Genomic DNA, 19,669 nt, shown 5'->3' on the forward strand with positions numbered 1-19,669 from the left:
TGATTTTATTTTCATCAGAAATAAATAGAATATTGCGAGGAAACGTATCAAAAAGTTGATTTGAATTAAATATTTTTTCGATTCTACTTTATTAAAATTTCCACTTTTATGGAAGTCATAGTTTAAATCTGCTATGAATTATCAACTGAAAATTTATTATATTTGAAAACTTTACAGATTAAATGAAGTTTAAGTTGAAATTATTTTAATGAAAAAGCTGCTGTATTTTTTTCTTTTGTTATTTTACCAGGTATTTTATTCGCAATCTTCAAAGAAAACAAGTTCATGTTATGATTTGAAAGAAGTATTGAAAGTGCAGCCTACTTTTCTTTATCAGCCTCATTTGGACGCTTCACGAAGTTTTAATGTAAAGGTTTTGGAAAGCACAGCTCATGTACAGAAATATATCAATAAAGGTAAATTTCATACAGTTAAAAAAAGCGGTAAAGGTTTCAGAGTACAAAAGCTGCAATACAGCAGAGCTTATTTGGTTTCAAAAGCTAAAATTACATTAGAAAACATTGGAGCAAGATTCAGCAAAGAAACCAAAGGTCAGACTTTTACTGTTTCATCACTTACCAGAACGCTTGAAGATCAATGCAGGCTAAGAAAAGTCAACAGCAATGCGTCATTAGGAATAAGCTCTCATAATTATGGGAACTCTTTCGATATTTCTTATGTAAGGTTTAATAATGTTCTCCGAACCAATCCGAAACTGGAAGCAGCACTAGAAAAGGTTTTGAAACATTATGCCAATTTGGGGCGTATTTATTACATTAAAGAAAGACAGCAGAGTTGTTTTCATGTCACTGTAAGAAATTACTGATTTACAATTCTTTTATTTTGCTTACTTTTGCACCCGGAAAACATTCACATACATTTATTCATCATTAATATTCATAAAAGATGCTTTCGGTTCAGGGTTTAGGTTTACATCATTCGGGAAATTATTTGTTTCAGAACGTCAATTTTACCATCAAAAAAGACGATAAAATTGGTCTTGTTGGAAAAAACGGAGCGGGAAAATCTACGCTTTTGAAAATGCTTTCAGGAGAAATTTCCTTTTATGAAGGCAATGTTGTGCCGGAAGGAAATATTACGATTGGTTTCCTTAAACAGGATCTTGATTTCGTGAAAGGAAGAACGGTCTGGAATGAAACCATGCAGGCTTTTGAGCAGATCAATGCATGGAAAGATGAATTGGAAGAAGTAAACCATCAGATGACGGTAAGAACGGACTACGAAAGTGATTCTTATACCGACCTTATCAATAAAATGACCGAGCTGAATGATCTTCTGATGCACCACGATGCCTACAATCTGGAAGGAGATATGGAAAAAGTACTTTTCGGTCTTGGTTTTAAAGCAGATGATTTTCAGAAAATTACAGACGAATTTTCAGGTGGATGGAGAATGAGAATTGAGCTGGCCAAGCTTCTTCTTCAAAAGAACGATATCATGCTTCTTGATGAGCCTACCAATCACCTGGATATGGAATCTATCATCTGGCTGGAAAACTTTTTGAAAGATTATCCCGGAGCAATTGTTTTGGTAAGTCACGACAAACAGTTTATGACTGCCGTTTGTAACAGAACTTTTGATATCAATAACAAAAAGGTTGATGATTATAAAGCCAACTATTCCAAATATCTGGTCATGCGTGAAGACCGACGCGAAAAGCTGATTCAGGCAAAAAAGAATCAGGATGCGGAAATCAAGCAGATGGAGGATAATATCAATAAATTCCGTGCAAGTGCTACAAAAGCTTCTTTTGCCCAGTCATTGATCAAGAAATTAGATAAAATCGAAAGAATTGAGGTTGATAATGAAGATGTTTCTAAATTTAATATCCGTTTTGTACAATCGGTAGTTCCCGGTAAAGTTATTTTTGAGGCAGAAAATCTTGGAAAATCTTACGGTGAAAAGAAAATTTTTGACAATGTAGATTTTATGGTTCAGCGTGGAGACAGAATTGCGCTTCTCGGACAAAACGGACAGGGTAAAACTACTTTAGCTAAAATTCTTGCTGGTGACATTAAAGATTATTCAGGGAGCTGGAATTTGGGTCATAATGTCAACATAGGATATTTTGCTCAGAATCAGGAGGAGGTTTTAACGCCGAATAAAACCGTACAGGAAGAAGCAGAAGATGCGGCAACCGAAGAAACCAGACCGAGAGTTAGAGATTTATTAGGTTCTTTCCTTTTTCAGGGGGAAGCGGTGAACAAGAAAACGAAAGTGCTTTCCGGAGGAGAAAGAAACCGCTTGGCTCTTTGTAAATTGTTGTTGCGTCCGTTCAATACTTTAATTATGGACGAACCTACCAATCACCTTGATATTCAGTCAAAAGAAATTATTAAACTGGCTTTACAGAAATTTGAAGGAACTTTGATTGTGATTTCTCACGACAGAGAATTTTTGCAAGGTCTTTGTGATAAAATTTACGAATTCCGGGATGGGAAGATGAAAGAGTTTTTGGGCGACATCAACGAATATCTTGAATATCGACAAAAGGAATCAATCAGAGAAATTTCTGCTGAAAAAGCTAAACTTCACGGAGAAGAAGCTAAAGCTGCAGTAAAGCTTAAAAATGAGGAAAAAAAATCAGAAGGTACTTCTCATACATCTACCATCATAAGTAAAGAACAGAAAAATATTCAGAATAAGCTGAAAAAAGTAGAAGAACAAATTGCTGAGCTTGAAATTGCTATAGAAAACTTTGAGACTTCTTTTACTAAAGAAAACCCTTCTGAGGAGACTCTCGAAAAATATAATAAAACCAAGGAAAACCTAGATATCGCCTTACAGGAATGGGAATATTTAGGAACACAGCTTGGATAATTTCAGGAACATAAGATGAACTTTTTTACAGTTCATCTTTTTTTTTACTCATTCCGTAACATTGCCCTCCAAGCTAAGTATATAATTCTCCTGTTCAAAATTTCCTTTTAAGAAAATAGTTATTTTGTTTCTTCCGATGTCTTCTTTTTTTGGTTTGAATTTCGCTTTTATCGTCAAAAAATCTGCAGGTTGTATATCATTGTTTTTATATTCTAATGAAGTGCAATTGCAAGACTGTGAAATTTTGCTTAGTACAACGGGAGTCTCGCCAACATTCATAATTTTAAAATCATATCCAACAGAATCTCTATAAGAAATTTCACCAAAGTTATACTCAGAAACAGGAATCTTTATTTTGCCGTCGTTTTTAGTGATGTTAATTGAATATTTGTTGTTTGATAATGTTTTGATAACCGCAATTATTATAACGAATATGGCAAACAATGTGATGAGAATTATTTTTAATGTTTTGTTCATTTGTGTTTTAAGATTTATTTTTATTTTCTTTGTGCTTACTTTCTGCTTTTTGTTATCGCCATCAATACTTACTTCATCTATTTATTCAATGTGATCAAAAAAAGTAAGTGTATCATTACTGATAGCAAATTCAGATAACTTATTATCATAAAGCACTCTGCTGTTTTCTGAAAAATGATAATTTCCAATTTCGTTTTTATGAAGAACAGTTTTATTATAATCAACAATCATGATCGAGTCAAACTCTTTATTGTCAGAAAACCTTATGATTTTCTGAGAAAATAATAAATTGCTGATGAATAATACGGAAAAGAGAATACTCTTTTTCAAAATAATTATTGCAGGATTTTTAGTTTGTACAATATACCTTGATCATCATCTTTTTTCCAACCCCCATAATGTACTGGATTATATAACCAAACATTTGATTGTTCTGTTGTCTTAAGACTAAGAGCAAAAACATTATTTTTAGCATGAATAAACTTGAAAATTATAAAGAAACCGTTTTCAGGATATTTAATAATTTTTGGAAGCTTTATTTCCCAAATTCTCCCTTTTATTTCTTTAGTATTAATTTCAAATGTGCTGAGCGGTTCTTGTTCATTAGGAAGACCATTCTTGTTTGGTAATATTTGAATTTCCATTTTCCCCGAATTTAATATTTCTTTGTTTTTTAGTTCTGGAAAAACGTATACTGACTTAATATATGTAGTTTTTTTCTCAGTGTCAAAATTTATAGAAGTCCCCATTGGGTAATTGGAATTTAGAACATAAAAAAAATTTTTATGATTACTTTTTTTAATTATTTTTTCTTGTTTTTCTTTTAAATTAGACTGCGAAAGCTTTATTGCCTCAATTTCCTTCACCTTATCAAAAAATACCAAAGTGTCATTTTGTATGGAGAAATCAATTTGTTTTCCGTTATACAACACTTTGCTTTCTCTATTAAAATTAAAAGTTCTAAAATTTAAAGACGTTAAAATTACATTTTCTTCAGCGTTTACAACAGTAATTGAATCAAATAACTTCCCATCAGAAAATCGTTGTATTACTTGAGCTTTATTATTAAAGCTTAATAAAATTAGGGAAAAGAACAAAAGTTCTTTTCCCATTACTAATGTTTTTTTAAATAAATTTTTCATTTTATTAACAAGAAATACATCCCTTCGGTATACCGCAGTCAGACATTCCGCTTTGAGTTTGTGTTGTAGTACTAACTCCAACCCAAAATACATAGTATTCAACTTCATAGGTAACTGTATAGGTAGTGGTTCCGTCAGGATTTTGTCCACTTGGTGTACATGAAACAACATCCACAATTTCTTTCCCCCAGAATTTTCTTCCGTTTTCAGCATTTTCATCTGTAGCTGAAGTCATTGCAAATACTGATGCCAATCCTAAAGCACCAATCAAAAATTTCTTTTTCATAATTGTTAAGTTTTTAAAATTAATAAATATTTTTTTATCACAGTGCTAAGATATTTTTGTTTTTAGAATAAATCTGTACAAAATTTTACCATTTTTCTGCAATTGTTTACCCAAAATAAAATTTATTACATTTGTGGAAAAATCAGATTATGAGTGTAGGAACAACCATCAGAAGACTAAGGGAAAGCCAGGGCAAAACGCAAAAAGAAATTGCCGATTTGCTCAATGTAGACAGAAGAACGTATGCAAAGTGGGAAGAAGAAGCTGCCGAAGTAAAAAGCAGTTTGGTGCCTAACTTGGCAGAAATTTTTGGGGTAGAAATTGCCGATCTATATAAAAGTGACAAAAGCATCGAAATTAAAGACAGCTTTAGAGACAATGAAATTAAAAATACTGTTGTAATCATACTTACCGATAAAGAATTAACTGAAAAGTTTTTAGATTTGTTTAATAATTCAATTAAAAATAGCAGTAAAGAATAATTTTTCTGCTTATCTTTGTATTATGATTTGTACTAAAAGCAGACATTTCAAAAATTTCATCTCCAGACTGATGTTTGGCGTGTATTTTTTTGCGCTGTTTTCTCAGACATTTCATGAGCACGACTTTTCTGATACATTGAAAACCCTCAATCTTAAAAAGTCAGAAAACACACTTACTAAATCTGATGCTAAAGAATCTAAAGGAGACTGTTTAGCCTGTCATTTTATATCGACTGGAAATACGCTTCTGCCCGAAGAGTTTACATTCAAAGCTATTCAGCATTCAGAGAAATCAGAACAAATTTTTACTCTTCAGGAAAAGATTTGGGCACAAACCAAATATTCTTTTCAGCTTCGCGGTCCGCCCGCAATTTCTTAATTCTCAAATTATCTTTTTCGGATTTTTTTTGCTTTAAATTAACAACTTTTAGCTGTTAATAAATACAAGCGTTTTGCTTATTTCAATTTATTTTACCTCAATATTTTTTAGGGATTAATATCTTATCTTCATGATGTAAGTCAAAAAGTAAAGCCTTTAGACCTGATTGCTTACAGGCTGCTTGTCACAGAAAAAATCCAATTCAAACTTTTTTAACGAACTGTATTTTGATCTTTGTTTATCAAAGGTTCAATTACGTAACTCAATTTATTGACAATGAAATTGATAGTAAGTTTTTTGTTGGTTCTTACAGGACTGGCAAATATCAATGCACAGAAAACCTATACTGTAAAAGGAAGCGTGCAGGATTTCCATGATAAAACAATGCTGGAAAATGCGGAAATCCTAATAGGAGATTTTTCTGCAAAAACCGATAAAAACGGTCAGTTTTCCCTGACTAAAATTCCTGCGGGAAATTATAATCTTATTGCCAAGCATCCTGAATGCAACGACTATACTGAAAATATACGAGTTGACAGAGATTTGCATCTGGCTATAAAACTGGAACATCATGTAGATGAAATTCAGACGGTAACAATTCACGGAAGCCATAAAACAAAAGGTTCTGTAATTATGACAACGCTTGACAGAGCCGATATTGAGAGAAATTCTACCGAAAATCTTGGAAATCTCCTGTCGCAGCTCTCTGGCGTAACCGCTTTGAAAACCGGAAACAATATTACAAAACCGGTAATTCATGGTTTGTACGGAAGCCGCGTTTCCATCCTAAACAACGGAGTGAAAATGGCGGAACAAGAATGGGGAGTAGAGCATGCTCCCAATGTGGATGTGAACGATTTTGAGCATATTGATGTCATCAAAGGTGCATCTGCCCTGAAATATAGTAACGAAGGAGTGGGAGGAGTCGTGATTTTAGAACCTGCACTCATTCCTAAAAAAGATACTTTGATGGGGAATGTAAAACTTTCCGGGATTTCCAACGGAAGGGGAGGAGAGGTTTCTGCTAATCTTTTAAAATCATGGAAAAATCAATGGTTTGTAAAAGCAGGCGGAAGCTATAGGAAACTCGGAGATCTTTATATTCCTCATCATACGTTGCAAAATACCGGGGCAGAAGTTAATTCATTTAATTTCTCTTTTGGAAATCACAGCTTTTTGCAGGGGTTTGATGTATCGTATAGCGGAATCAGGCAGGAATTTGGAATCTACAAGGGTGCACATTTGGGAAGTCCGTCAGATTTTTATAAGGCAATCAATTTAGGACAACCTTATTTTCTGGACGATTTCAGTTATGAAATTGGCAGTCCCAAACAGGAAGTGGAGCATCATATTGCTAAAGTTTCTGCTTACAAAAGATTTGCAGATTTTGGAAAACTGACTTTTCAATACGCCTTTCAATTAAATCAAAGAAAAGAATTTGACATCAGAAGAGGAGATTTGAACGCACTGCCTTCTATGGATTTGCGATTGATTACTCATTCGGCAAGTTTAGTTCATCTTATTGAACGTACAGACTGGAGTTTAGAAAGTGGTATTTCCGGAGGCTTTCAGGATAATTATCCCAATCCTGCAACCAAAGCAAGACGCTTAATTCCCGATTACTATCGTTATGATGCAGGTGTATTTTCTGTTTTTAAATACAGATTTAATTCAAAACTGAATGCAGAAGCAGCAGTACGATATGATTTCAGCAGATATGATGCTTACAAATATTATGATGAATCTGATTGGAATACCAGATTTTCAGGTGCTTTTCCAGAGTTTCTTGTTCAGAAAAATGACAGTAGAATTTTGGCAAGACCTATTTTAGATTATCATAATTTTTCGGCTAATCTAGGTTTTGATTATCAACCTGTTGATAATTTTGAAATTAAATTAAACTTATCAAGAGCCGACAGAACTCCCAATCCTGCCGAATTATTTGCAGACGGACTGCATCACTCTGCGGCGATTGTAGAGGAAGGTGATATGCGAATCAAAAAAGAAACGCTTTACCAGGCAAATCTTTCTTTGGTGTCTAACTTTAATATGCTGAAAGGTCTTCGTATAGAAGCAGCTCCTTATATCATGATCTCTGATCATTTTATCAATCAGATTCCTACAGGAGTTGTTAACTCCAATCGAGGGGTATTTCCGATATGGAGTTATCAGCAGATTAAAGCAAGAATTTTTGGGATTGATGCAGATGCGGAACTTAATGTTCTTGATAATTTGAAATGGAATACAGGTTTCAGTGCCCTGAAAGGAGATGATTTGTCTAACAATGAAGCTCTTATTCTGATGATGCCGGCAAATCTGAGAAACTCTGTAGAATGGAAAATGAATATTCCTAATAATTTCTATATCAGACTGGAAAATGTAAATATATTTAAGCAAAATCGTTTTCCGATCAGAAATCAGACCGTTGACTTTATAGAAGACGGAACTTTTTTCAGAGAAGAACTGGATTTGAGTTCTACACCTTCTGCCTATACTTTATTTAATGCATCAGTAGGTGCAGATGTCGCTAGAAATTTCAATATCAATTTCAGAATCAACAATATTTTCAATACAGAATACCGTGAGTATCTCAACAGACTCAGATATTTTATGCCAGAAAACGGCAGAAACTTTATTATAACTCTTAAGTACAACTTTTAATTATTAATATTTTAAATTTTAATTACAATGAAAAAATTCTTAAACATTACTTTGGTCCTTTTTGCAGCACTTTTAGTCTTCTCGTGTAGAAACGATTCTACCGATATTCCGGAAGATATTCACGAGCATGAAGAGATCGAAAAGTTGGTGGTGACATTGACTAATGCAAATGATGCAACAGATGTACAGACAATTAATTATATCGGCGGAGTTGCCGATAAACATATTCACGCTGAAGCAGGAGATGTATTTAATGTTGAACTGGATTTTCAGGTAAAGCATGATGATCATTACCATAGTGTGAATAATGAAATTCTTGAAGAAAAAGATGAGCATTTTATTACATTTGGTTTTTCTGAAGCAAATGTTACCGTAAAAAGAGCAGCTAATGATGTTGAAAGAACAGATGGGAATAAACTGGGACTGAAAACTCAGTGGACTGTTGTAAGTGTAACTTCAACCGGAAAAGTAAATATAAAACTTGTACACGCACCTACTTCAGTGAATCAGAATTCTCCTTCAGCAGACAATCAGCTGGGAAGTACAGTAGGTGGAGAATCTGATGTGGATGCATTGATTGATCTTCATTAAAAAATATTTTGAAACAAATTTAATATTACTGAAAGGCATCATTTTTTGATGTCTTTTGTATTTTAACGGATAATAACAAAATGAATGACTTATTTTAATAAAAAATTCATATTTTTGCAACCTAAAATTTTAATCGATAATGAACGTTACAGCTCAAAATCATGATGATGTAAGTGCATTGCTTACAGTTACATTAGAAAAATCTGACTACAAAGATAAAGTAGAAAAGCAATTGATTAACTATGCGAAAAACGCACAGGTTCCTGGTTTCAGAAAAGGAAAAGTGCCGTTGAGCATGGTAAGAAAGCAATATGAAGCAGGTATTGCATTTGAAGAGATCAACAAGCAGGTTTCTGATGCTTTGAACAATTATGTCAATGAAAATAAGTTGAGATTAGTTGGTCAGCCGGTTCCGCAGCCTGTAAATGATTTTAATCATAATGCAGAGAAACTTGAAGTGGCTTTTGAAGTAGGTTTCGAGCCTGAATTTTCTATCGATCTTTCTAAATATGAAGCACCACACTACAAAGTAGAAGCTTCTGAAAAAGAAATTAACAAAAGCATTGAAAATATGCAGAAACGTTTTGCAGAGCAGGTTCCGCAAGACAAAATCACAAAAGACTCTTATGTTTCTTTAGAAATTACTCAGGTAGTTGAAGAAGGCGCAGAAGGAGAGCACAATCACGCTCCAAAAATGGCTACAATTACTGCAGAAAATAAAGCAGCTTTCAAATTAGTAAAGTCATTGAAAATGGATGGGTCTGTGAAAGTTTCTAAAGAAACACTTACAGGTGATGAAAATTTAGCTAAAGAATTAGGATTTTCTAAAGAAGAAGCTGAACACTTGCACCACGCTGAAGTAGAGGTAAAAGTGAAAGATTTTTACAGCTTAAACCTTGCAGAACTTAATCAGGAATTGTTTGATAAAGTATACGGTGAAGGAAATATAAAAACGGAAGAAGAGCTTAAAGAAAAAGTAAAATCTGAGTTGGATGAATATTTCCAACAAAATGCAGATGTACATTTTGTAAACAAAATTCTTGAGCAGGTTTCTGAAAAAGAAGAAGTAAAGCTTCCTGAAGATTTCCTTATAAAATGGTTATTATTCTCTAATCAGAATATCCAGAACGAAGAGCAGGCAAGAGAAATTTTCGCAGCTGAGAAAAACCAGTTGAAATACCAGATCATCGAAGGTAAACTGATGAGTGAAAACGAAATTCAGTTAGATTATGCTGATGTTTTGGCTCAAGCAGAGCAATTGGTTAAAAACCAACTGGCAATCTACGGAATTCATCATTTAGGAGACGAAGAAATTCAAAAATATGCTGTTGAAATGTTGAAAGATCAAGAGCAGGTAAGACAAATTTCTTCTGAAGTTGCAATGACTAAATTGAAAGATGTTATTCTTGAAAAAGCTACAAAAAAAGAAACAGCGATCTCTCATGATGAGTTTTTAGAAGAGTTGAAGAAATAATTTTTCTATATTCAAATACACAACCTCCGAAATTTTCGGAGGTTTTTTTGTTTTCTGAAGCCAGTTTCAAGGATGTTTTTTTACACATGAAAGTGATTTTAATGCATTGCATAATATTGTTGTTTTTTTTTGTATCTTCCTGATTATAAAAAAATTATATTATGATTATACCTTTACTTATTTTTAATTCCAAAAAAAACAATTGTATAGTTAAGCAAAATGCTTTGCTGATTTGTTTTTTCATTATTGCAATTATATCAGGAAATGTGAATGCTCAAACTTCTAAAATTGTACCTGAAAATTTTGTAACCGGAGCTTTCATTGGACCTTTGACAAACAGTGCAAGAAATAATCAATTGCTTATTGATGATTCGCAGCTTACCACACTTTCTGGTAAGTATCTTACTTCGATTTCGTTTAGATTACCAACAACTGCATCCAATCCATGGCCAGCCTCCGTCACTACATTTTCAGATTATCAGATTTATCTGAGTGACAGTGTAGATCCGGTTAACAGACAGTTTAATTTTGCAGCAAATGTGGTGGGAACACAAACTCAGGTTCGTGCAGGAAGTTTGGTAATTCCGGCGGGATCATTTACTGTAGGAGGTAATCCGAATAATTTTACATTTGATATTGTTTTTGATACTCCATACTTATATACGGGTACCAATCTTTTAATTGAAATACGTCATACAGGAAGTGACGGGACTTCCGCTTCTACTCATTCGTCCGGAACTTCTTCTACAGGATACGGAACTTTATTCAGTGCTTGCTGGCAACAATCATCGGGAACTATTGTTCAAGCAAATTTTTCTTATGTAAAAATTAATGCAGTTGATGCACTGGGTGTAAAGTCTGTAGAATTTGATGATACTTTCTCAGTTTATCCTAATCCGGTAAAAGATTATCTGTATGTAAAATCTGCTCGTGATGTTGTAGAATTTAATGTATTTAATATGGCGGGACAAAAAGTATATTCCCAAAAAGATATTTCCAGAACTCCGCAGCTTAATGTAAGCAGCCTTTCAAAAGGAAATTATATTTTACAAATAATAGATCAGGACGGAAATTCAAAAACCACAAAATTCATTAAAGATTAATCTTATTTCCATATTCTAATATTGTTATGAAGCCTTAGGATATATTCTTAAGGCTTTTTGATGATCAGAATTGACCTTATAATCCACTATTTTCATATATTTACTTTTAAAATTTTTAAAATGAAAAAAATGATCATTCCATTTTTCTGTGCGGTATTGGTTTCTTCAACTGTTAATGCAAACTTTAAGGGATCAGAAATAACTGTTTCAAAAGTAAAGTATCAGCTTACTCCACAACAGATTATAGATAAATATATTGAAGCTATAGGCGGAAGATCTAAACTTGAATCTGTAAAATCATCCATTAGTGAAGATGTTATTTCTACTCAGGGTGTAGAGATCAATTCAGTTACAAAAAAAATGGGAAATAAATTTAGGTCTGTACAGACCATCATGGGAAGAGAAATTATAAGTGTATTTGACGGTGAAAAAGGGTATTCTAACCAGACAGGACAGAGAGTAGATTTTACTTCAGACAGGATTTTGGAACTGAAAAAAGGAAGAACAATAGATGCATTGGGTTTTGAAGCTTCAAAATTTACTTCTGCTTCAGAATCTTCAGAAGGTAAAAATTATAATGTTTTAATTTCTAATGGAACTAAACTTTATTTTGATACTTCTACAGGTTTGCTTTATAAAACAGTTAACGCACAAAGCAGTGCTGTTATTAAAAGCTATATTACTATAGATGGTGTCAAATTTCCAGAACTGATAGAAGCAGAAGGAGGAGGTCAGAAAGTAGCTATTAAAACCATCAAAGTAACTTTGAATTCAGGAGTGAGTGATGCAGATTTTAAATAAAATTAATATTTTGATATGATTTAACCGGATTTGTTCCGGTTTTTTTATTTATCGTGGAGTTTTAACTAATATTTAACTAAGAAATTAGTGTTTTTTTGTTTAAGATTATTCTATTTTTGTCAGAAATTAATAAATGATGAAAAACACCTTATCGATTTTATTGCATTCTGTTTCTGAATTGAATCATCACATTACACATTAATAATAACCATCAATAATATTGAATATTCAGTTTGAGTATAATATTGTTATTATTTCTTCGTTAAGTGAATAGTTATAGTAAACCATAAAATTAATAATAATCATCTATGAAAAAAATGTTTTTGTCTGCAGTCGCCATTGTATTGATGTCGGCTAGTGCTTTTGCACAGAATATACCGGTAGATCCATCTGTGAGAACAGGTATTCTTCCCAACGGAATGAAGTTTTATATCAAAAAAAATGTAAAGCCTGAAAAAAAAGTAGAAATGCGTCTTGCTATAGATGCAGGTTCTATTTTGGAAGATGAAGATCAGCAAGGGTTGGCTCACTTCATGGAACACATGAATTTCAACGGAACTAAAAATTTTCCCGGAAACAAATTGGTGGATGCATTGGAATCCATAGGAATTAAATTTGGTCAGCATCTTAATGCATATACCAGTTTTGACGAAACGGTTTATATGCTCCCCGTTCCTTTAGATAAACCGGGTAATCTTGATACAGGCCTTAAAGTAATGGAAGACTGGGCTTTCAATGCACTTCTTACCGATAAGGAAATCAACAAAGAAAGAGGAGTGGTCTTGGAAGAACTCCGTTTAGGATTAGGTGCAGATAAAAGAATGATGGATAAATGGCTGCCCAAAATGATGTATAATTCTGCGTATGCAAAAAGGCTTCCAATAGGAAAAAAAGAAATCTTAGAAAAATTTAATCCAGATGTGCTGAGAAGGTTTCATAAAGATTGGTACCGTCCGGATCTAATGGCATTAGTAATTGTAGGCGATATTAATGTAGATGAAATTGAACAGAAAATAAAAGCTAATTTCGGTAAATATAAAAATCCGGCGTCTCCAAGAAAGCGAAATGTTTTTGAAATTCCTAATCACAAGGAAACTTTAGTTTCTATTGAAAATGATCCTGATGCTACAAGCTCAAGTGTTCAGTTTGTGATGAAAGACACTGAAAATTACACTCCGGATCTTACTGTGGAGGATTTTAATAAGAGTATCTTAGATAATGTAGTTTCTACAATGATTAATAACCGCTATAATGATATGGTGGAATCTAATAATCCTCCCTTTACTTTTGGATATGTTTATCACGGCGGATCTTGGGGAAGAACCAAGGAGGCATTTCAAGGTTATGCTATGACCAAGGAAGGAGGTCAGATGGAAGCTTTGAAAGTTTTGCTGGAAGAGGTAGAAAGAGCCAATAGATTTGGTTTTACGACTTCGGAGCTGGAAAGAGCAAAAACTGAATTACTTTCAAGATATGAAGAATCTTATAACAACAGAGACAAAACCGAAAGCGGAAGACTGATTGGTGAATACGTGAGAAATTTTTTAGAAAAAGAATCTATTCCTGGTATTGCCTGGGAATACGAACAGTACAAAAAAGAAATGCCAAAAATTACTCTTGAACAAACCAACAATGTTTTGAAGAAGTATGTGAAAGAAGACAGCAGAGTAATTGTCATCACAGGTCCTAAAAAAGAAACGATAAAATATCCTGCTGAAGCAGATGTTTTAAAAGTATTTTCTGATTTAAAAATGGCAAAAATAGAACCTTATCAGGAAAAAGAAAGTATTAAAAACCTTGTAAAGCCGTTCAAATCAACTGGCAGCATTGCTAAAACAGAAACAGACAGCAAATTAGGAACTACGACCTTCACCCTAAGCAACGGAGCAAAAGTTACTTACAAAAAAACAGATTTTAAAGATGATGAAATTATGTTTTCTGCAAGAAGCTTAGGAGGAACTTCTCTTCTTTCTGATTCGGATGTTTTGAAAACACAGCATGCTTTCGCTGCCTTAACAGAAGCTGGTGTTAACGGATTTACGCAAAACGATGTGACCAGATATTTGGCAGGAAAGCAGGTTTCTGTAAATCCTGCAGTCAGCACTTTATTTGAAGGATTCACAGGAAGATCCACCAAAAAAGATTTTGCATCAATGATGGAGCTTTTATATGCTTATTTCACAGGTCTTAATAATGATCCGGCAAGTTTCAATGCTTTCAGAACGAAGCAGTCTGCTTTCCTGGATAATATGCTTTCAAATCCTCAGTTTTATTTCATGAACGAGCATATGAAGTATATGAACCAGAAAAACCCAAGATTCACCAACATTATTCCTTTAAAAGAAGATTGGGATAATACTGATTATAACAAAGCATACAATATTTATAAAGAAAAATTTGGTAATGCCGGTAATTTTCATTTCTATTTTGTGGGAAATATTGATGAGACTGAGCTTAAAAAATTAGTAACCCAATATATTGCAAGTCTGCCTACAAAAGGAACAAGTACGACATTTAAAGATGTCGGATACAGACAGCTGAAAGGAGAAATCAATAAGACCTACAAAAAAGGAAAGGATCCTAAAAGTATGGTTCAGATTACCTTTTCCGGGGAAGCTCCTTACAATGAAAAAGAAGATCTTGCGCTAAGAGCTTTAGGCGGAGTGGTAAAAATAAAATTAACGGAACAGTTGAGAGAAGAAGCAGGAGGTGTTTATACAACGAGTGCCAATGGTGGGATGGGCAGAATTCCTTATCCATCGTATTCTTTCAGCATGCAGTTTCCTTGTGGTCCTGAAAATGCTGATAAATTGACAAATATTGCATTAGATGAATTGGATAAAATCATTAAAAAAGGACCTGAACAAAAAGATCTCAACAAATACAAGGAAGGAGAGCTCAATGATTATAAGTCAAGACTGAAAGAAAATAATTTCTGGCTGGGTCAGATTGCTCAGCCTCAATTGGACGGAAGAGATAAATATGCCTTCCTGAATATGGAATCGGCTTTTGCTAATCTTACAACGGCAGATTTACAGAACGCAGCTAAAAAATATTTAACTAAAGAAAAGGTAATAGCTACATTAATGCCTGAAGACGGATGGGAAAAAGCTTCAAAAAATGAATCTGCAGAAATGAAAGCAGAAGTTGCTAAATAATTTTAATCCTTTATGAACAATTGGCAGCCACTGAATTTTCAGTGGTTGTTTTTTTCTGAAAATATTTATCCTACTAATTTGGTAGACTAATTATTTTTTATATTTTTGCTAAAGAATTAATGATTAAAAATGTAATTGAAGTGTAACCTAAAAAATGTTATAGTGATGATTATCCCAATTGTGCAGACACAATCTGAAGTAAGTAAAAGTATCAGGAAAGATCTTATTCTGGAAGTAGAACTGAATGGAAAAATGAAATTTGATCAGATTTTGTATACTATAAATCAGAAAATGGGCATTTGTTACAGGTTACTCAATGCAAATGTAGAATATCTTGACGGAAACAATTTCGGTTCATTTCAATTACGTATTTATGCAACCCACGAAGAATCTCAACAGGTTGAGTTTTTCCTTAATAAAAGCAAGCTTTTAAATACAACGGTAGAGTATAACTGCCGAAAATATTCATCAATGTAAGTCCATATAGTTTGATAAGCGTTCCAATAATATTGGGCGCTTTTTTTATAAAATAAAACGTCCGGAAAATAAATTCTGAACGTTTTTTATATGATAGCAAATCTGTAAAATTGAAAGGTTCTAGATTCTTTCGATATCTGCACCGATAGCTTTTAATCTTCCGTCGATATTTTCGTATCCGCGGTCAATTTGCTCAATGTTGTGAATGATAGATTTTCCTTCGGCAGAAAGAGCAGCGATCAATAACGCATTTCCGGCTCTGATGTCAGGGGAAACCATGGTTGTACCTCTTAAAGGTGCTTCCTGATTCAAACCGATAACTGTAGCTCTGTGAGGATCACATAAAATAATCTGTGCACCCATATCAATAAGTTTATCAACGAAGAATAATCTGGATTCAAACATTTTCTGATGTACCAAGAGGCTGCCTTTTGCCTGAGTTGCCACTACTAATATAATAGAAAGTAAATCTGGTGTAAAGCCCGGCCAAGGAGCATCAGATACCGTTAAGATAGATCCGTCAATAAATTTCTGTATTTTATAATGTTCCTGAGCCGGAATATAAATGTCATCACCGCTCTGCTCAAGCTGTATTCCCAGTTTTCTGAATGTATTCGGAATTACACCTAGTTGATTCCAGTTGACGTTTTTAATGGTGATTTCAGATTTTGTCATGGCAGCAAGACCAATCCAAGAGCCAATTTCAACCATATCAGGAAGCATCGTATGTTCTGTGCCACGCAAATGGGTAACGCCTTCCACAGTAAGCAGATTAGACCCGATTCCTGAAATATTGGCTCCCATTCTGTTCAGCATTTTACACAGTTGCTGAAGATATGGTTCACAGGCTGCATTGTAAATTCTTGTTTTTCCTTTAGCTAAAACTGCTGCCATCACGATATTGGCAGTCCCTGTTACGGAAGCTTCTTCCAGAAGGATAAATTTACCATTGAGCTCCTTTGCTTTTAACGAATAGAAAGATTCTTCATCATCATAATTAAATTCTGCACCCAGTTCTACCAATCCCTGAAAATGCGTATCCAATCTTCTTCTTCCGATTTTGTCACCACCCGGAGTTGGCATGTAAGCTTCACCATAACGAGCAAGCATTGGTCCCATCAGCATAATAGATCCTCTTAGTTTTGCACCGTCTTTCTTGAATTCGTTAGATTTTATATAATCAAAATTGACCTTATCGGCTTTAAAAGTGTAATCTCCATGAGCATTTTTGATTACTTTTACGCCAAAATCACCTAAAATTTCAATAAGCCTGTTAACATCATGAATATCCGGAATATTTTTTATTCTTACCTCTTCATCCGTCAGTAAAACTGCACATAAAATTTGAAGCGCTTCATTTTTCGCTCCTTGTGGAGTGATTTCACCTTGCAGTCTTTTCCCTCCTCTTATTTGAAATGTTCCACTCATTATTTATCTTCTGTTCTTATGATTGTTGTTATTAAATCTTCTTTTTGCAGGCTGATTTCTGTTGTTAGAGTTTTTATTATTGTTATTCCTGTTGGTATTGTTGGCGTAGTAGATCTTACTTTTCTCCAGGCTGTCAATTCCGGTGAGGTCTAATCTGTTTTGTGAAAGCTCTTTTAGATGTCGGAAAATCACATCATCTGTAACGTGCTCTTTATTATAAACATTATACGACTTCTTCATATTATTGGCAATTACTTCGATTAGGGCTTCTTTTTCGTCACCTGCTTCAAGTTCAATTGCTTTTTCGATGAGCTGAAGAATACTTTTTCCGTAAAATTTAAAATCACCCTGAAGTTTAGGATATTCCATTCTTTTGGGTTTCTCTTCGAGTTCTTCTTTTGTCGGAAAAGGGTAGGGAGAATCTACATCCAGATCATGATTGGCTAGAATATAAAGATGATCCCAAAGTTTATGTTTGTAATTTTCTTCGTCACGGAGCTGTGGGTTTCGCTGACCCATAAAATCAATGATTGCCATTGCCATTTCGTTTCTTTCTTTTTTGTCTGAAACTTCTTTGCAACGCTCAACCAGCTGTTGTATAATTCTACCGTATTCCGGCATATTAAGATATGTTTTTTGGGTATTGTATTCCATAGTATTGCAAATATATGGATTAATAAAAAAACACCCGAAAAAAATTAATTTAAGTTTTTACTAAAAAATAATTTATGATAGATTGATATCACTAGATACTTTATTGTAACCAATTTATTGGGGAAATATTAATTATTCATATCAAATATTATTTCTATTTAACATAATGTAAATAATTCAATTTATTTGATTTTAAATATTAATGTTTTAATTAAAAATTATATTTATTGAAAATAATTCATTAAAATTGTACTTTATAAACTAATTCAAAAAAAATACTAAAATGAGAAAATTACACTTTTTAGTGTCTGTATTGGCACTAGCTTCACTCTCTTCATGTGAAAATGACGAACTTGTTGATAAAAGTCTTCAGCAAACAGAAGTACATGATAAGATAGTAAATGTGACCAATCACGATGGAAGACCTTTCAGTACAGGGGGAAGTCCTAATGGGAAATTTGCTTCAGGACCAGGAGGCGGAGTTTTAATGCAGGGATTTTATTGGGATGTTCCCGCTGGTGGAAACTGGTGGAATACAGTAACAGGAAAACTAACCGACTGGTCAAATTCAGGAATTAATGCAGTATGGCTTCCACCCGCTTCGAAAGCACAAAATGGAGCTTATTCGATGGGATATGATCCTACAGACTACTATGATTTTGGAGAATATAACCAAAACGGAACTGTAGAAACTCGCTTTGGGTCACGTTCCGAACTTGAAGCACTAATTACAAAAGCCCATGAGGAAAATATGCAGGTGTATGCTGATATCGTACTCAATCACAATAGTGGAGGTCAGTCTGAAGCCAATCCTTTTACCGGAACCAATACATGGACTGATTTTACCGGTGTTGCTTCAGGAAAATTTAAAAGAAATTACAATGATTTTTATAAAAATTCTTACGGAAATAATGATGAAGGAGCCTTTGGCGGTTTTCCGGATTTGTGCCATGCTAATCCTTATGTACAAAACTGGTTATGGGAAAGAGAAGATTCTGTAGGAAAGTATTATAAAAATGTGATGAAGTTTGATGGCTGGAGATTCGACTATGTAAAAGGTTTCGGTCCTTGGGTTGTTAACAACTGGAATTCTAATATCGGAGGATTTTCTGTGGGAGAGCTTTGGGATTCTAATGTGAATACTTTAGAGTGGTGGGCAAATAATGCTAACAGCTCAGTTTTTGATTTTGCAGCATATTATAAAATAGATGAAGCTTTTGATAACGGAAACCTGAATGTATTGAATGATGATATGATGTGGAAAAGAAATCCGTTTAAAGCAGTGACATTTGTCACAAATCACGATACGGATATTATCTGGAACAAAATATTGGCGTATGCTTATATTTTAACACATGAGGGATATCCTACTATTTTTTATAGAGACTATGAGGAATGGCTGAATAAAGAAAGACTGAATAACCTGATCTGGATTCACAATAACAAAGCTACAGGAACTACTTCTATCCTTTACACTGATAATGATGAATATATTGCAAGACGTAATGGTTACAATGGTAATCCGGGGCTGGTTGTTTATATCAACAGTTCATCAAACTGGCAGGAAAGATGGATTCAAACCAACTGGAGTAATCAGCAGATTAAAGATTTTACAGGACACTCAAACTGGTATCCGACTACTCAGGGAGATAAATGGGTAAAAATACAATGTCCGCCAAACAGTTATTCGATTTGGTCGCTTAATCAATAAATGA

Annotated in this window: 18 protein-coding genes; 12 read left to right on the forward strand and 6 right to left on the reverse strand. The window is 33.8% G+C overall.

The annotated features are described in order from the left end of the window. Positions 1 to 208 precede the first annotated feature (208 nt). Both FOL89_RS01745 and FOL89_RS01750 read left to right on the forward strand, forming a co-directional pair. Positions 209 to 826 carry a DUF5715 family protein gene (locus FOL89_RS01745; protein ID WP_144281124.1) on the forward strand — a complete coding sequence of 206 codons (618 nt, stop codon included), beginning with the start codon at positions 209 to 211 and terminating at the stop codon, positions 824 to 826. A gap of 80 nt (positions 827 to 906) precedes the next feature. Next, complete coding sequence (locus FOL89_RS01750) at positions 907 to 2,841, forward strand: ABC-F family ATP-binding cassette domain-containing protein (RefSeq protein WP_144281125.1); 1,935 nt, start codon at positions 907 to 909, stop codon at positions 2,839 to 2,841. Positions 2,842 to 2,889: 48 nt separating this feature from the next. On the opposite strand, the gene FOL89_RS01755 is transcribed toward FOL89_RS01750, so the two are convergent. From FOL89_RS01755 to FOL89_RS01770, 4 genes are all read right to left on the reverse strand, one after another. Continuing rightward, on the reverse strand, positions 2,890 to 3,318 hold the full coding sequence (locus FOL89_RS01755; RefSeq protein WP_144281126.1) for a DUF1573 domain-containing protein: 429 nt from the start codon (positions 3,316 to 3,318) through the stop codon (positions 2,890 to 2,892). Between the two features lie 81 nt (positions 3,319 to 3,399). Continuing rightward, a complete protein-coding gene (locus FOL89_RS01760; RefSeq protein WP_144281127.1) occupies positions 3,400 to 3,648 on the reverse strand; it encodes a hypothetical protein in 249 nt (82 codons plus the stop codon). A 5-nt stretch (positions 3,649 to 3,653) separates the two neighbouring features. After that, complete coding sequence (locus tag FOL89_RS01765) at positions 3,654 to 4,430, reverse strand: hypothetical protein (protein WP_185146886.1); 777 nt, start codon at positions 4,428 to 4,430, stop codon at positions 3,654 to 3,656. A gap of 34 nt (positions 4,431 to 4,464) precedes the next feature. Beyond that, a complete protein-coding gene (locus FOL89_RS01770; protein ID WP_144281129.1) occupies positions 4,465 to 4,746 on the reverse strand; it encodes a hypothetical protein in 282 nt (93 codons plus the stop codon). A gap of 149 nt (positions 4,747 to 4,895) precedes the next feature. Between FOL89_RS01770 and FOL89_RS01775 the strand changes: the two genes are divergently transcribed. The 9 genes from FOL89_RS01775 to FOL89_RS01815 all read left to right on the forward strand — a co-directional run bounded on the left by FOL89_RS01775 (position 4,896) and on the right by FOL89_RS01815 (position 15,872). Next, on the forward strand, positions 4,896 to 5,228 hold the full coding sequence (locus FOL89_RS01775; protein WP_144281130.1) for a helix-turn-helix domain-containing protein: 333 nt from the start codon (positions 4,896 to 4,898) through the stop codon (positions 5,226 to 5,228). A gap of 22 nt (positions 5,229 to 5,250) precedes the next feature. Further along, a complete protein-coding gene (locus FOL89_RS01780) occupies positions 5,251 to 5,607 on the forward strand; it encodes a hypothetical protein (protein WP_144281131.1) in 357 nt (118 codons plus the stop codon). Between the two features lie 276 nt (positions 5,608 to 5,883). Continuing rightward, complete coding sequence (locus tag FOL89_RS01785) at positions 5,884 to 8,268, forward strand: TonB-dependent receptor (protein ID WP_144281132.1); 2,385 nt, start codon at positions 5,884 to 5,886, stop codon at positions 8,266 to 8,268. Between the two features lie 27 nt (positions 8,269 to 8,295). Continuing rightward, positions 8,296 to 8,859, forward strand: coding sequence for a hypothetical protein (locus FOL89_RS01790; RefSeq protein WP_144281133.1), 564 nt, complete (start codon positions 8,296 to 8,298; stop codon positions 8,857 to 8,859). Between the two features lie 139 nt (positions 8,860 to 8,998). Further along, on the forward strand, positions 8,999 to 10,333 hold the full coding sequence (locus FOL89_RS01795) for a trigger factor (protein WP_144281134.1): 1,335 nt from the start codon (positions 8,999 to 9,001) through the stop codon (positions 10,331 to 10,333). Positions 10,334 to 10,494: 161 nt separating this feature from the next. Beyond that, positions 10,495 to 11,436 carry a T9SS type A sorting domain-containing protein gene (locus tag FOL89_RS01800; protein ID WP_144281135.1) on the forward strand — a complete coding sequence of 314 codons (942 nt, stop codon included), beginning with the start codon at positions 10,495 to 10,497 and terminating at the stop codon, positions 11,434 to 11,436. Between the two features lie 120 nt (positions 11,437 to 11,556). Further along, a complete protein-coding gene (locus tag FOL89_RS01805; protein WP_144281136.1) occupies positions 11,557 to 12,237 on the forward strand; it encodes a hypothetical protein in 681 nt (226 codons plus the stop codon). A gap of 308 nt (positions 12,238 to 12,545) precedes the next feature. Then, positions 12,546 to 15,395, forward strand: a complete 2,850-nt coding sequence (locus FOL89_RS01810; RefSeq protein ID WP_144281137.1) for a M16 family metallopeptidase — start codon at positions 12,546 to 12,548, stop codon at positions 15,393 to 15,395. A 165-nt stretch (positions 15,396 to 15,560) separates the two neighbouring features. Further along, positions 15,561 to 15,872: an NIL domain-containing protein gene (locus FOL89_RS01815; protein WP_144281138.1), complete on the forward strand. Its 312-nt coding sequence runs from the start codon at positions 15,561 to 15,563 to the stop codon at positions 15,870 to 15,872. 120 nt (positions 15,873 to 15,992) lie between these two features. On the opposite strand, the gene murA is transcribed toward FOL89_RS01815, so the two are convergent. Then, positions 15,993 to 17,300, reverse strand: a complete 1,308-nt coding sequence (gene murA, locus FOL89_RS01820) for a UDP-N-acetylglucosamine 1-carboxyvinyltransferase (protein WP_144281139.1) — start codon at positions 17,298 to 17,300, stop codon at positions 15,993 to 15,995. A 3-nt stretch (positions 17,301 to 17,303) separates the two neighbouring features. Next, complete coding sequence (locus FOL89_RS01825; RefSeq protein WP_144281140.1) at positions 17,304 to 17,954, reverse strand: DUF4290 domain-containing protein; 651 nt, start codon at positions 17,952 to 17,954, stop codon at positions 17,304 to 17,306. A gap of 283 nt (positions 17,955 to 18,237) precedes the next feature. Here FOL89_RS01825 and FOL89_RS01830 point away from each other — a divergent pair, with 283 nt between their 5' ends. Continuing rightward, complete coding sequence (locus tag FOL89_RS01830; protein ID WP_144281141.1) at positions 18,238 to 19,665, forward strand: alpha-amylase; 1,428 nt, start codon at positions 18,238 to 18,240, stop codon at positions 19,663 to 19,665. Positions 19,666 to 19,669: the final 4 nt, after the last annotated feature.

The organism is Chryseobacterium echinoideorum, assembly GCF_007474535.1.
Taxonomy (GTDB): Bacteria; Bacteroidota; Bacteroidia; order Flavobacteriales; family Weeksellaceae; genus Chryseobacterium; species Chryseobacterium echinoideorum.